The organism is Burkholderia sp. PU8-34 (genome assembly GCF_053427725.1).
Genome location: NZ_JBSAXC010000018.1, coordinates 37,352 through 51,105, shown reverse-complemented (window position 1 = coordinate 51,105; position 13,754 = coordinate 37,352). Strand labels below are relative to the sequence as shown.

At 59.2% G+C, this 13,754-nt stretch carries 13 protein-coding genes; 5 read left to right on the top strand and 8 right to left on the bottom strand.

What is annotated here, in order from left to right; all coding sequences use genetic code 11:
- Nucleotides 1-28 precede the first annotated feature (28 nt).
- The 5 genes from ACV22Z_RS29980 (at nt 29) to ACV22Z_RS29960 (ending at nt 3,271) form a co-directional block, all read left to right on the top strand.
- Nucleotides 29-415, top strand: a complete 387-nt coding sequence (locus ACV22Z_RS29980; protein WP_448079874.1) for a DUF6984 family protein — start codon at nt 29-31, stop codon at nt 413-415.
- Between the two features lie 279 nt (nt 416-694).
- On the top strand, nt 695-949 hold the full coding sequence (locus ACV22Z_RS29975; RefSeq protein WP_448079873.1) for a hypothetical protein: 255 nt from the start codon (nt 695-697) through the stop codon (nt 947-949).
- Between the two features lie 139 nt (nt 950-1,088).
- On the top strand, nt 1,089-1,523 hold the full coding sequence (locus tag ACV22Z_RS29970) for a ribonuclease E inhibitor RraB (protein WP_448079872.1): 435 nt from the start codon (nt 1,089-1,091) through the stop codon (nt 1,521-1,523).
- Between the two features lie 322 nt (nt 1,524-1,845).
- A complete protein-coding gene (locus ACV22Z_RS29965) occupies nt 1,846-2,454 on the top strand; it encodes a tetratricopeptide repeat protein (protein WP_448079871.1) in 609 nt (202 codons plus the stop codon).
- 604 nt (nt 2,455-3,058) lie between these two features.
- Nucleotides 3,059-3,271 carry a hypothetical protein gene (locus ACV22Z_RS29960; RefSeq protein WP_448079870.1) on the top strand — a complete coding sequence of 71 codons (213 nt, stop codon included), beginning with the start codon at nt 3,059-3,061 and terminating at the stop codon, nt 3,269-3,271.
- A 938-nt stretch (nt 3,272-4,209) separates the two neighbouring features.
- Here the strand turns inward: ACV22Z_RS29960 and ACV22Z_RS29955 are convergent.
- The 8 genes from ACV22Z_RS29955 to ACV22Z_RS29920 all read right to left on the bottom strand — a co-directional run bounded on the left by ACV22Z_RS29955 (nt 4,210) and on the right by ACV22Z_RS29920 (nt 13,269).
- Entirely contained in the window at nt 4,210-5,559 is a 1,350-nt protein-coding gene (locus ACV22Z_RS29955; protein ID WP_448079869.1) for an MFS transporter, read from the bottom strand.
- A 47-nt stretch (nt 5,560-5,606) separates the two neighbouring features.
- Nucleotides 5,607-6,815, bottom strand: coding sequence for an FAD-dependent oxidoreductase (locus ACV22Z_RS29950; RefSeq protein WP_448079868.1), 1,209 nt, complete (start codon nt 6,813-6,815; stop codon nt 5,607-5,609).
- Between the two features lie 57 nt (nt 6,816-6,872).
- Nucleotides 6,873-8,054, bottom strand: coding sequence for a porin (locus ACV22Z_RS29945; RefSeq protein WP_448079867.1), 1,182 nt, complete (start codon nt 8,052-8,054; stop codon nt 6,873-6,875).
- A 122-nt stretch (nt 8,055-8,176) separates the two neighbouring features.
- Nucleotides 8,177-9,259 (bottom strand): maleylacetate reductase, encoded by a 1,083-nt coding sequence (locus tag ACV22Z_RS29940; protein ID WP_448079866.1) that lies wholly within the window; start codon nt 9,257-9,259, stop codon nt 8,177-8,179.
- A 171-nt stretch (nt 9,260-9,430) separates the two neighbouring features.
- A complete protein-coding gene (locus ACV22Z_RS29935) occupies nt 9,431-10,225 on the bottom strand; it encodes an alpha/beta fold hydrolase (protein ID WP_448079865.1) in 795 nt (264 codons plus the stop codon).
- 45 nt (nt 10,226-10,270) lie between these two features.
- Nucleotides 10,271-11,227: a hydroxyquinol 1,2-dioxygenase gene (locus ACV22Z_RS29930; protein ID WP_448079864.1), complete on the bottom strand. Its 957-nt coding sequence runs from the start codon at nt 11,225-11,227 to the stop codon at nt 10,271-10,273.
- 167 nt (nt 11,228-11,394) lie between these two features.
- A complete protein-coding gene (locus ACV22Z_RS29925; RefSeq protein ID WP_448079863.1) occupies nt 11,395-12,372 on the bottom strand; it encodes a LysR family transcriptional regulator in 978 nt (325 codons plus the stop codon).
- A gap of 615 nt (nt 12,373-12,987) precedes the next feature.
- On the bottom strand, nt 12,988-13,269 hold the full coding sequence (locus tag ACV22Z_RS29920) for a hypothetical protein (protein ID WP_448079862.1): 282 nt from the start codon (nt 13,267-13,269) through the stop codon (nt 12,988-12,990).
- Nucleotides 13,270-13,754 lie beyond the last annotated feature (485 nt).

Sequence of the window (13,754 nt, the reverse complement as noted above, 5' to 3'; positions counted from 1 at the left end):
CTAATGAAGGCCGCGAGCGGAGACTGCCATGTATAGAAGTACGGACATCAATAATTTTCGCTCGCCATCGGCGGTCGAAAGAGAACTAATCTCAGAATTGACAGCTGCAGAGTTCCCCGGTCGAGCCGAAGTGATCAAACAACTTCAGCAGTGTGTCGTGCGACTGATCGATGAGGACGGCAGTCTTGAAGTAGGCATTCCTCCACACGCGATCGCGGCACCAGTGTTACATCGCGTTCCAACCGAGCTATATGGTCCTGATGTTGATGGAGTTCAAATCAGCGTGCTCCTGCATGTCGTTGATGGAGTTTGCCACGAAATCGAAATTTATAAGGTAGACGGCACTGATATCCAACGAATGCCTGCAATCTGGCAGCGATTCGTCCCTGGGCCGGACGAAACGGGATCAAGTTAAGCGGCGCATATTGAATGACCGTTTTGGGGAATTGCGTCTGCCCGCTTCGGGTCGGCTACGGAAGCTGGCGGCTGATGCTGCGGCGCAAGGCCGGTTGAATGCGCAGCCATCTCCGGTCGTTGGATTGATGAAAGGCGCGGTCGCTCGTACGGCTCGTTCGCTTCGACACCCGCCTATCGACGCGCCGCACTGACAGCCGCGGGGCAAGAAGCATTGTCATGGAAGCACTGAGCAGCAAGGTTGCGCTGATGGGCGTCAGTGGGAATGTGGGAGGAAATTGTGACAAAAGAAATTGTCGTGTCCATAGCAATATGCTGGATCGTGTTCTACTCCTCGGTTGCTCTTTTTAGACCAGAATGGATTGTCGGATATATTATCAAGAGTCGGATATGGTCGTGGTATTTTCGCGTGATGCTCAACAAAACGTCAGAAAAATTGCTGCAGCCCAAAGAAAAATGGAATTTTAGAATTCAGGGAATACTTGGTTTTGTCGCTGCAGGCCTTTTGATCTATGGCGTGCTTTACGGGTCGTGAAGGGTTGGCGGCTGATGTTGCAGTGCACGGCCGGTACCCAGCGGCAAACTTCCGGGGGCGGCCAAGAAGGGACATTCGGTGTCAGATCATAGATCGTCGACAACGAACAACATCTCTCCCGACATTCACCGCAGGTAGCATGGTGAAATCCACGATATGCAAATCGACAGTAAGCACTCGATCATGGCCGTCATTGCAAATCTTCAACGATAAAAAAGAGGGGAAAGCCGTGTCAGTTATCGAGACCTTGATGGAAAATGCAGTTGCTGACGTTGATCAATTGCGTGTAATGGATACACAAGGAGACGACTTTGGCATACCTCGCGAAGTCGATTTTTGCCTGATCGCACCGTCTGCCGAGAAGGCATCGATCGTTTCGGGGTTCATTAACGACCACCAGTACGGCCGCGCTTCGGTGCAACAAGTCGACGACCATTTTCGCGTCCTAGTCTTCATCCATATGCCAGTTCTCCAGCACAATATTTTAGCTGTGTCGGGATTCATGACGTGTATCTCTGCGTTTTTTGGGCTGACCTACGATGGTTGGGGGTGCGTCGTTCAGAAACGCAACTGAAAACATTTCTCGACGTATTGCCGCCGTCGCAGTCCGGCCAGTTTGAGACGTTCAGTGCCACCATCAAGATCGTCGTCAATCCGTGCCAAATGTTCTGATTGCGTGTGACGGGGATATAGGTTCGCCGGTGCACAGAATATGTGTGTTCCGGCCCGTTATTATCCGGGCACCGTCTGCCAGACCAAAAAATGGATTAAGGAGGCTGCGATATAACCATGGCTGAGCGGCTGTAAAAATGACCTATGAAGACGACGATCAATCGCCGATGACGGCGGATTCGATCGTTCTGGTCGAAATCGATTAAAGCAGGCGGGGCAAAAATATGGATACATATGACTGCTGGTCCGTGGTGACAAGATTCATAAAGAACAAGCAGTATGATAAGGCGATTGAATTTTGCAAAACTGAACCTTATTCGGCGCTTCCTTATTGCCAAAATTACCTTGGCTGGACATACTATCAACAAAATGAGAATGAGACTGCAGCTTATTGGTTTTTTAAGGCGGCGGGGCAGGGAGATTGCGAGGCTTTGTTTGGTTTGGGCTGCATTTTTATAAGGCAAGGCGACTTTCGATCTGCTCTCTCGCACTTAGAGCGTGCGGCGAGCAAAGAGACTCAAAGATCGTATTTTTGGATCGCGATAATTTATTATTATGGTGGCAATGAGGTGCCTGCAGATATGGAGAGGGCTATTCACTATTTCAAGCTGGCCGCCGATCATGGGTCCATGATGGCAAAGCGTTTCATAATATTTTTTGAGTCCCGCGGTGGAAAGTGGAAGTGGATTGCTTCATGGCTTAAACTTATTCCATTGGTAATTTATGGTGTGCTTATCTCTATCCGCAACCCTTACGATTCCCGTGTTGCAGATGTCGGGTATCAATATAAAGGGAAATTTCCAGATCCAACCTATAAACCACCAAAATCTTAATAATTTTTTCAAATGCAATGCATCCGCCCGACACCCATTGAGCCTACTCAGTAAAAAAATATGTGTTCGCACGCGGCCGATACCACATTGTCGTAAGGAATGTTTAGATCTAGCTATTAAGGTGACCAAAGGCTGGATATCGAGTCCTGAACGCAATGCGCGAATGCGGTCTTTGTGGCGTGCTTATCGACGCTACATTACTCCGTCGACAAAGTAGCGCTGATTACATAGATCCGAACTCGCTCGAACGTCTGCTTACGAGAAAGTTGGTCGGCCGCTTCGGGTCGCCAAGCGCCTATCGCTCAGCTTTCCCTTTGGCGAGCGAGGGATAGCGTTTGACCCTAGCTGGAATAACGGGGGATGTTGAATCGTCGGGAAACGGATTTGCCAATACATTCTCCTCGACAGTTGCTCGACGTTCGTCGCAGGCGACGGCAGCGGATCAATTTGACTACCGGGTTGTGTTCGGAATCGTGAAACGACGCACGGACAGTCGAGGCGGGAATGCCTCCGGCGGGGACATCACGGAAAGGACTCAGCGCACCGCTCGCAACCGTTCCGGCCTGCTAGACTGAAGAGTACCCATGCAAACCATGGAGGAGGCATGATGTCCATCTACGTGGTGAAGACCGGTGAGCAGTTTCTCTGCACCGCCGAGGACGGCGACGTCGGCATGGCACCGGCGATTGAAGATGCCAAGTCCTTTCTTTCGTATGAGGAAGCGGAAAAGGCGGCGAACGAGCATGCCGACCCCGGATACGAAATCCTGGCCGTCTGCGTTACCAGACTGACGCGGAGTCCGCTGGGCGCTCAGTGAGGGAGGCCATTGGCAATTTCGCTGGCGCCATGCGATATGGTCCTCCGGGGCTGTGTCCGAAATCATCTGCGAATTGGCTGCATTGCGCGTCGAGATTCGCACGATGTGGTTGATGCGCGTTGACCGCCTTCATCACGGGCTCGTGGCAGCAGACGACGAACCGTCTTCCACGAACGCTCCCGGGAGTGCGGCTAGACCCTCCCTGACTTGCGGTACAGAGTGCGGCGCATGGAGACCCGTCACCCTTGCTATTCACCCAACACCCCACCGCCGCTTCCGTGGCGTGATGAATGCCGCCACTGGGCGGGCGCCACGGTCTCGCATGCGTCGTGAGCACGGCGCTGATTTGTCTCAGTGCGGCCACAACCGGCCGTTCGACACGCCTGTTGAAATCGTCGACGATGTGACCCGGATATCTGTGTGCCCAGCCACAACGCATAGCCCCGCCGCCGATCCCGCTGACGTGATGATCCGTACTTCGTCGACATATAGCGCAACGGGCTGCACGCGCACTTGCGGGCGGCTTTTCGCTGACGTAGGAAAAAGGCAAAGCAATTTGACCGGCAACGCAGATTTTTTGAGGTGTATTCGCAAATGAGTCCCATTCGAGACTTGGCCGGTGCGCATTTTGACTTCCTGATTGCCGTAGTGTTCGATAAGAGCTGGAACGTGACCGTGCTGTAGGGCTGCAGTTTGCGGCCGTTGGGGGCGCGCCGCTCAGGCCACGGCCTCGGCGCTCGACTGGGCCGGGAGGATGGCCGGCGCGTCGTAGTCTGGCCAGAAATGAGCGTTCCAGTCCCGGACGCCGCGACCGAAGTCGGCTCCGGCCCGGCATTGAGTGACAAATCGAAAGTTTATTCTGCGATCTCGAGCGTGCAATCGACCTCGATCATAGCCCTTGGCGCACGCCCCACCTGGGCGCGTGCGCTGGCACTCAACTACCTATCGCCTCCGATACGCGCCTGTGCGGTGATCCCGCATATGCCAACTGCTACAGCGGCCGCCATCAAAGGCGGCGTCAGGACGACAAACAGCTTTGCCGTGTCGAATCCCCTGTGCAACAGGGCGCCGACGAACAGTGCGCCAATGATTCCTCCGGCTCGCCCCATACCCAGCATCCAGGCACTTCCCGTTGCGCGGCAATCCGTCGGGTAGTAGCGCATCGCGAGTGCGAGCATCGACCCTTGCGATCCGACGAGGAAGAAGCCGGCGAAGAACATCGCGGCAGAGAGCAGTGCAGCATGGGGCAGTACCTGGCTCGCCACCCACAGACCCAGGCCGGCCAACGCAAATGTGCATGCCACCACGCGATACGGCCAGAAGCGGTCGAGCGCCCAGCCGCACAGAATCGTGCCGATGACGCCGCCGAGCGGGAGCAGCGCCGCGGTCGAAGTCGATTGTTCCGCGCTCAGATGGGAATCCAGGAGGATCGTCGGGAGCCAGCTCGTCAGCAGATAGAAAACCAACAGGCCCATGAAATACCCAACCCACAGCATCACGGTGCCGAACACGAGTCGACGGGAGACAATCGCACCGATGCTCGCGAGCCGTCGAACATGACCCGATGACGCGACGGCGGGCGCATCCATCGTGACGGTCATGCCGGGCATGCGCGCGAGAACGCGCTCTATCTTCCACTCGGCCCAATTGCGGGTCACCATGAACCTGATCGATTCGGGCAGGCTCAGCAGCGCTCCGGCCAGGATCAACGGCAATACGCCGCCGACAGCGAACACGGCCGGCCAGCCGAAGCGGGGTATCAGGGCGGCGGCGAGAAAGCCGCCTGCCGATGCGCCAAGCGGAAAGCCGCAATACATCACGTTGGTGAACAGGGAGCGTCGCCGCGCCGGCAGGTACTCGGACAGCAATGTCCCGGCACACGGCATCGCGCCGCCGAGGCCCACGCCGGTCGCCAGACGCAGCAGCACGAGCGACGTCACCGAATGCGCACATGCGCAAGCGAGCGAGCACGTCCCGAAGAGCAGCACCGAGCCGATCAGCACCGGCTTGCGGCCGATGCGATCCGCGAGCGGCCCGGCGACGAGCGAGCCTCCTGCCATGCCGATCAGGGCAGCGCTCAACACCGGCGCGAGCGTGCCTCGCGAAACCCCGAGATCATGCGCCAGCGATGGAGCGAGAAAGCCAATCGCGGCCGTATCCAGACCGTCCAGCATCACGACCAGAAAGCACAGCAGTACCATCCACCACTGCAAGGCGGACAGCCGCTGCTCCGCGTCCATCCGTTCGATATCAGGCGCCGCATCAAGTTCGGCCGGCGTAGCATTCATCACGTTGTCTCCGTTCGTTGCGATTCGTTATGTGGGTCAGTCGCCCGTCAGCCGACCTGCTCCGCGCGGCGGATCGAGCTGATCATCGAGGTCTCGAGCAGATACTCCTTTCGCTTGACGGGGTTCAGCGAGATCTCGGACAGGCCTTGCCGGTTGCGCCGCCGCACCTCCGGGTCGCGTTCGTCCATCAGGCTCTTGTTGCGGATGCTGTTCTTTTGCACGACCTCCAGCGCGACCGTGCGGCGCTGGCGTGAATACAATTCGAGCACCTCATGATCCGCGCGATGCAACCACACGTCCGCGAGCTTTCCGGCCAGATTGAACGCGTCGTGAATCCCGCCGTTGAGACCGAACCCCCCGATCGGGTTGTTGATATGTGCGGCGTCGCCGGCAAGCAGGATGCGTCCGTTCACGAAGGTATTGGCCACGCGCTGATGGACGCGATAGGTTCCCGAATAGGCGAGCGAAAAGGTACATTCGACGCCAAGCGCGTCGCGCAATCGGGACTGCACGTTGCGCTCGTCGAGCAGGATTTCGTCGTCGACATCGGGGTCCGCGGGCATGGCGACGCGCCATAGATGCTCCCGTGCGTCGTCGTAGAGTTTCAGCACGACCGCCCACGCATCGGGATCGGACACGTATGCCGTGCCTGTGTAGCCCAGCACCTCGAGCGGCTCGGCGACATTGGTGACGAGAAATTTTTCGCGCCATGTAAAGCCGTCGAAGGTGAAACCGCCGGTCTTGCGCACGCTGCTTCGCGCGCCGTCCGCGCCGATGACCCATGGCACGACGGTCTCGCCGCGCCGGCTCTTGCCGGCGAAGGTCAGCCGCGCGCAGGCGCCATCCGTGGAAACCGATTCGAGTGTTTCGCCAAAGCGCAGTTCGACGCCGGGCTGACGCTTCAGCTCGTCGAGCAGGATGCTGGAAAGATAGTGCTGCGGCAGATGAAATCGATACGGGAAATCGGTGCTGTCGGCAAGCGCGCCGAGATCGAATTCAGCGTACACGCCCACTTCGCGATCGCGCATCTGCCAGACCGGGATACGCAAGCCGATTTCCATCAGCGCAGGGCCGACGCCGAGCGCGTGGAGCATCTCCAGCGTCGGCGGATGAAACGCGGCGCCGCGCTGCTCGCGCGCTATCTGGGTGTTGGCCTCGTAGACGACGCAAGGCACGCCGCGGCGCGCGAGACCGAGCGCCGTCGTCAATCCGACCGGCCCGGCTCCAATGATGGCGATTCGTTCATCGTGATGCATGTTGATTTCCTGATAGTGAGTAGACGCCCGCGCTCGGGTGCGCTGTGCGGACGTGGCCTAGAAGCGATGCTGCATGCCGAGGAGCACACCCATTTGCTTCGCGCCGGGCGTGGTGAAGTAACCCGATCCAACGGAGTACGACGCATTGCTGCTGTTCTGCATGAAAGCGAGCATCGAATAGATCGAGGTTCGCTTCGAGAGCAGATAGGTGCTCCTGAGCACGTAGTAGTTGGCGTTCTTGCGATCCGTCGTCGAGATGCGCGAGATTTCGCCGTCGAAGACGAGGTCAGCGCGCAGCGCGTACGAGAACCCGCCGTAATAGATATTCGTTTCGTAGGTGGAAGTGGTGCGGGTTCGTCTGTGAATGACGCCCCCCGCAACCTTGACGTCGCCGAGCTGGACGTAGCCGCTTGCCATGTAGCGAGTCGTCTTGTCTCCGCTGATGGGGAGAACCACGGGCGAAGACGGATCGAACGACGCGCTGTTGGCGAGCGCGCCCGGGCCACCGCGCAATTCGTCGTAGACCAACTGCCCCCCGGCGAGCGTGCCCCAGTAGCCGATCAGCGCGGTGATCTGTCGGCAGGCGAGCGGGTCACCCGCGACGTTGCCCGGGCAGTTCGATGCGCTCGGGCTGTACGCTGCGCCGCCATTGCTCGCGGGCGAACCCGGAACGGATGCCGCATCCCGTCCGAAGCTGTACGACAAGCCAAGAACGAACTGATGAAAGTTGCCCAGATAGCTGATCGCATTGTCCGAGCGCGCGTTGGGGAGATAAGGGTCGAGCGCGGCGATCGAATAGATGCTCGGGCCGAGGACCGTGCTCTTGAACAAGCCCACGTAGGTCATGTTGATCTGGCGGCCGAGCTTGACAGTGCCGAACGGTGTCTCGAGGCCGACCAACGCCGTGCGCCCGAATTCACGGCCGCCGTATTGCAGCGTCCCGGAACTCGGCGAGAAGCCGCTTTCGAGTTCGAAGATCGCGCGCACGCCGCCGCCCAGATCCTCCTTGCCCTGCAGTCCCCATCGCGACGGGACGGTCGAGGACAGGGACGTCATCCGGATTGCGGAGCCCGCTGCCGATCGCTGCCCAGGGCCGGTCGCGACGTGATTCTCCCAATCGATGCCGGTGTCGACGATGCCGTAGAGCGTGACCGAGCTCTGGGCAAGTGCGGCGGTGGTCATGAACGTCGTCGCGAGGAGTGAGGCGACGGTCGCGCCTCTGAAAGCAACCTTGAACATTTGTCTCCATCCATATCGTTTTGGTGAACTACGGAATCAAAATTAACGAATGGAAGGAGCAATGTCGATTCTCGAACACGCATTCGCGTCATGCGAAATCCGAATTGGTGCTGTGCATCCGACTAATTCACGGCTGCCGAGGCACGAGGACGACGGCCGTAATACGCATCCTCCAGCAGCGCACGAATCGCTTCGCGTTGCAGGGGCCGTGGGTTCGGGTACGGCGCGGCCAACGCGGTATCGGTTACCCAGTCGAGATCTGTGGATCGCATGCCCAAGACTTCGAGCGATGTCGGCGCTTCGAGGCGCACGGCCAGATCGAACAAGCCCTGTGGTGCATCGTCGACCGCCAGGGCCCTGGCGACGCGCGCCATCGCGTGAGGCGTTGCGGCGGCGTTGTACGCTGCCGCATGCGGCAGGATGATCGTGTGTGTCTCCGCATGCGGGAGATTCAACATGCCGCCCAGAGTGTGGCACAGCTTGTGATGCAGCGCGACCGAGGTTGCCGCGAGCACCGACCCCGCGAGCCACGCGCCATAGAGGCAAGCGGTTCGCGCATCAAGGTCTTCAGGATGCTCGGCAACGCGGGGCAATCCTTGCGCGAGACTCCGAATTCCTTCCTCAGCCATCATCGACGCGATCGGATTGGCGTTGTCCGCATAAAGTGCTTCAACGCAATGCGCGATGGCATTGATGCCGCTCGTCGCGGTCATTCTCACGGGCAACGTCAGTGTCAGCAATGGATCATAGATCACGGAGCGCGGCAATACCTTCAGCGAGCGTCCGGTTTTTTTCTCGCCGTTTTCGGTGATGCCGTAGATCGGCGTCATTTCGGAGCCTGCGTAAGTCGTTGGGACGGCGAGAATCGGGATGCTGGACTCCAGCGCGATCGCCTTCCCCAATCCAATCGTCGAGCCACCCCCGATCGCGACGATGCAGTCTGCACCGACATGGCTGGCGTACTCACGCGCCTCGCGCGCCACATCAATCGGCACATGCATGACAGCTTTCGGAAACAAGCCAGCGCATTGGCTGGAAAGACGTGAGGCGACGCTCTGCGCGAGATCTGACTGCTCGGGTGTACAGATCAGCAGTGCGCGGCTGGCGCCCAGTTCGTTGAATTCGCGAGAAAGCTGATCGAGGCTGCCCGCGCCAAATACAACGCGCCCGGGAAGCGGGGCGTAGGTAAATGATCGTTGGAACATCGGAAATCCTTATGGAGTCGGCAAGTGAATGCGCGGCGGCAGCCCGGGGCCCGGGAGGGGCCCAGTGACAGGGGAAAGGTTTGCCTTCGGGCTGCGCACCCGGCTATCAGAAGCGCCGTCCGGACCGCACATACAGGGGCGGTCCGGCGGCTCCTCTGCGCGTGATACGCGTCAGACGGGCTGCTCGGCGGCCCGTTCCTGAGTAGATCGCGTGGCCGATTCGACGTATTGCTCAAGCTCGGAGAGCGTTGCCGCGGGTGCTTCGAACATCGGGTAATGCCCCGCACCACGCATCACCCGCAGTGTCGCGTGGCGATACCATTGCAGCGTCGTCTCGCGAGCGGCGACTTCCGTGCAGTTGGGATCGTGTTCGCCGACCAGTACCAGGATAGGCGTGTCGAGCCGCTGCACTTGCGCGTGGATGTCCGTGCGACTCGCGTCGAGCGCGTAGCTCGCGAGCGCGTGACCGTCGATCTCTTCCCACGTCTGCGCGACGAGCCCACGCGCCACCCCGGACGCGTAACGGTTCCCCGTACCGCTGGCCACCAGCGCTTCACGCTTCTCGCGTGACGTCGCCAGTGCCTGCATGAACGCGAGCCGCTGGGGATCGCCGCTCGCGCCATTCGCACTCAGCCCGGCTATCGAAACGATGGCGTTGACGCGCTCCGGCAATGCAACCGCGAGCATTTGTGCGCAAAGCGCGCCAAGCGAATGACCTGCCACGGTGAATGTGTTCCAGCCGAGAAACTCGACGAGTCTCACTGCATCGATCACCACCTCGCGCAGCGTCATCAGGCCAGGCACCGATCGTGCATGGCCGTAGCCGCGATACTCGGCCACTGCGTACTGGAATTCGTCGAGATCGGCATGGCGCAGCATGTCGTCGAACGAATCGCGGGTGCCGAGCAAGCCGGGTAGCAACAGCACCTTGCGCGGCCCGCGGCCGAAGAGCTTGAACGATTTCACAGTGCCCCCTCCGCCGCGATGGCGTCACTTGCGCGTTTGTATCGATCACACATGGATGGGGTCCTCCACTTGCATCAGAGCGCGCAGGTCATCGTGGGACACGTTGAATTGCGGGGAAATCTTCAGCTCGCTGCCGAGCCTCGCTTCCTCCTCGTCCATCTTGAAGCCGAGCGACTTCGTCGCCTCGAACATGACGCCGCCCGGCGTGCGGACGTAGATCGACTCGAAGTACCCGCGGTTCTTCCGGTCGGAAAAGTCGGTGAAGCCCATGCCTTCGGTGTCGAACTTGACGCGGGTCTGCGCATCGTAGTCCGGCACCTCGAACGCGCCGTGGTGGATGATCCCTTCGGCGAGCGTCCACATACCTTGCCGCATGTCGGGCTCGTGCAGGATGTCGATGCGGCGCCCGGCTCCGCCCGCACCCGCCTCATACCGCGTGAACTTGCCGTCGCTCATCGTCCGCCGGAAATACCACGCGTCCTTCAGGAAGACCTCCATGTCCTCGAGCTCGCGCACGATCGCCGTCCAGTTGTGAAAGCCACGGACAGCATATTGCTCGGGCACATACTCCGACTTCCACGGCTCGCGGGTATCGGTCGGATCCTCGACGACTTCGAAGTCAATACCGGCATGTACGACGCGCAGGTATTTTTCGCCGAAGCGCTCCGATTCCTCGACGACCTTGACGCCGTTTCGGCCAAAGTGCTCGCGCCAGAAGTCGATCGAACCGGTCGGGATCGAATAGGCGACAGCGGTAAACTGACCCGATCCTTTGCGACCCACGAGGCCGGTGCGACGCATCGGGAACGTCGTCATGACCGTGCCGGGCGTGCCGTCGGCATCGCTGAAATAGAGGTGATAGATGGGAATGCGCCCGTCATAGAACAACGTACGCTTGATGAATCGCTGGCCCATCACCTTGACGAAAAAATCCACGTCGCCTTGCGCGCTCGACGTGCACAGCGTGATGTGGTGGAGCCCCTGAATCAGCCCGGTTTCCATTGCGTCTCCTGATCAATAAAAGGGCCTGCCTGGCGCAAGTCAACGGCGCGTGTGCCGGCAGGCTTGAGAGGCAGTATGGAGACCGGGGGCGCGAATAGCCATCGTCACCCCGTAATGGAAGGAATGCCGAATCGGCATATCGCGCCGGCAGGTAGGCTGCCGGCGCCTTACGGTTCGGAGGAGTCGACTGCGAGGGATCCCTCGCCCGGCGCGTTGCTGTCCCGCGCCAGCAGCGAATAGACCAGATCACGAAACCACTTGTTGGCGGGATCCTTGTGAAAACGTTCGTGCCAAAACTGCCGTACGATGAAACCGGGGATCGTGACCGGCAACTCGAGGATCTGTACGTTCAGCAGCTCCGCCAAGTGCTCGGCGGAGTTCCGTGTCATGGTGAAAACCGCATCGGAACTCGGCAGCGTCGTGAGTACGGACAGGAAATTCGGCAAGGTGACCGTGAAGTTCGCGGCAGCCACGTTCTCCAGAAGAAAGCGCTCAAGCGCCTCGTAGCCGACGGGCAGTGGGGCGACGAGTGCATGCGTCGCGGACAGATAAGCCTCTCGCGTAAGCGGACCTCGTATCATCGGATGCCCGTTGCGCACAAGACAGACATAGTCGGACTTGAACAGGCGCCGCTGGTAGAACGGCAGCCTGTTGATCGCGAAGCTGCCGATGGCGAGATCGACCTCGCCATCCTCCAGGAGATCCTCGACGCCATGCCGCGGCGCGTGGGTCGCCCTCACGCGGATGCCGGGAGCATGTTGGGCCAGGTATTGCAGGAGTTTGGGCAGCAGGAAGGCCGCGCCGAAATCCGTCGCCGCGAAGCTGAAGGTGCGCACGGACCTTGCTGGATCGAAATCGCCCGGGCTTTCGAGCGCTTCCTGCATGAGCTGGATGACCGCCGCGATCTTCGGGGCGAGTTCGCGCGCACGGGGTGTCGGCGACATGCCGCCGGAGGTTCGCACGAATAGCGGATCGCCGAAATATTGCCGCAGCTTGGCAAGCGACTGACTCATGAGCGGCTGGCTCATGCCGAGGCAATCGCCCGCTACCGTCACGCTGTTTTTACGCATGACCGCGTCAAACACCGCGAGCAACCGCAAATCGAGCGGCGCACCGATCCCACTTTGCACGATCACAGGTTTCATTTCCCACTTCTCAGCACGGCGAGGATCGTCGTATACGTGCGTGCGTCCGTCAATCGGGAACGACCATACGTAAACGCGCGTGCGCGCGTCGTTTCATGCTAAAAGATATCGTACGATGATGGCCGCAGAGGGCGGGCGTGAGGAAGTCGAGTAGCTAGCTGAAGCTGTGACGTCTCGATTCCGTCTGTAATGCCGGGTTGCACGAGGCCGCGTCGAAAGCCGGGGTATGCGAAGTGCGGGCTGTCCCCGGTTGCAGCGATGAAACCGGGGTGAGGATATTCGAGGCGTTGTGCAGACAAAGCCATTCGGCGGCGCCCAGATGCAAAGGGTCGTTCTCTGATAGCCAGTTGTTGCCGCATAGGCGGCAACAATACAATTGCAAGACCACCGCAGGTCGCCCGAGCCGACGCAATCTTGCGGGATTGCGTGATTCCACCAGCCCGGCATGGGCTGTCGGATTCGGGGTCTCTTGCATTCTGGCGCACGCGTCGCAGGACATGGACGTTGGGCTAGAACTGGAGGAGCAATCGGCTATAGCACTGCGGGATACTCGATCGGGTGCCCGCCCCGGCCAGAAAATTGTCTACTCGAGGGCGGGCCGAATCCATATCGTAGTCAAAGGTCGGCTGAATCAAGACTAGCGCGTTCACCAGCGTTCGATCCACCATGTTGCTTGACAGCAAGCCGGATTCTCTGACGGCCAAGCTTGAATGCCAGCAAAAGTTGCTTTGGCGACGCATCCGCCGCCCCAAGTTCCTCTCGCACAACATGTTCGCCCAACGTAAACGCACGATACCCCCATCCGAAGCCGTATGCGGAAAACCACACATCCATGTCCGGGCCAAGGATCGGCTCGGTCAGAATTGGATCATCCTCAATCATCGCGCTGTCTGTCACGGTTTTAGCAGCCTCAAATGTCGAGCTTACGATATTGGAAGAAAAGGACGAACACGTTCAAATGAATTCTAGTATGGCGACGCAGCGTTATAGTCTGGCACTTTTTTAAGCTAATCAATTAGACCACGTTCGCCGTCGCGACGCGCATCAATTTCTGAATTAAATGCCCGACTGCTGAATGCAATTAGTGTCCTTGCAGTGTGCGGACAACACACAGCAGGCAAATACCAAAGGGAGACGCAGTCAATTGCGTCCCTGACTCCTGAACCTTATTTGATCAGACATACATAATAATGGAGCCATGAGAATCCGCGTGATCATAGGCTCGCGTGCTTTGTGCGCTGCAGCTCCAGTCACCGGCCCGCTTGCGGCATGGTGGCATGTGCTCAGTACCCCGCCCTTCCGCTGCGCGTGTGGCACGTACTGGGACTCTTGACTATTGACTGTTGATAAAAAAAGGGAGAGCTTTACATCTAGCATCAGGT

Coding starts and splice junctions, on each gene's coding strand:
- ACV22Z_RS29925 (WP_448079863.1), bottom strand. CDS start 12,372: ATGAAACCTGTGATCGTGCAAAGTGGGATCGGTGCGCCGCTCGATTTG.
- ACV22Z_RS29930 (WP_448079864.1), bottom strand. CDS start 11,227: ATGGAAACCGGGCTGATTCAGGGGCTCCACCACATCACGCTGTGCACG.
- ACV22Z_RS29940 (WP_448079866.1), bottom strand. CDS start 9,259: ATGTTCCAACGATCATTTACCTACGCCCCGCTTCCCGGGCGCGTTGTA.
- ACV22Z_RS29960 (WP_448079870.1), top strand. CDS start 3,059: ATGATGTCCATCTACGTGGTGAAGACCGGTGAGCAGTTTCTCTGCACC.
- ACV22Z_RS29970 (WP_448079872.1), top strand. CDS start 1,089: ATGGTGAAATCCACGATATGCAAATCGACAGTAAGCACTCGATCATGG.
- ACV22Z_RS29950 (WP_448079868.1), bottom strand. CDS start 6,815: ATGCATCACGATGAACGAATCGCCATCATTGGAGCCGGGCCGGTCGGA.
- ACV22Z_RS29955 (WP_448079869.1), bottom strand. CDS start 5,559: ATGAATGCTACGCCGGCCGAACTTGATGCGGCGCCTGATATCGAACGG.
- ACV22Z_RS29965 (WP_448079871.1), top strand. CDS start 1,846: ATGGATACATATGACTGCTGGTCCGTGGTGACAAGATTCATAAAGAAC.
- ACV22Z_RS29980 (WP_448079874.1), top strand. CDS start 29: ATGTATAGAAGTACGGACATCAATAATTTTCGCTCGCCATCGGCGGTC.
- ACV22Z_RS29945 (WP_448079867.1), bottom strand. CDS start 8,054: ATGTTCAAGGTTGCTTTCAGAGGCGCGACCGTCGCCTCACTCCTCGCG.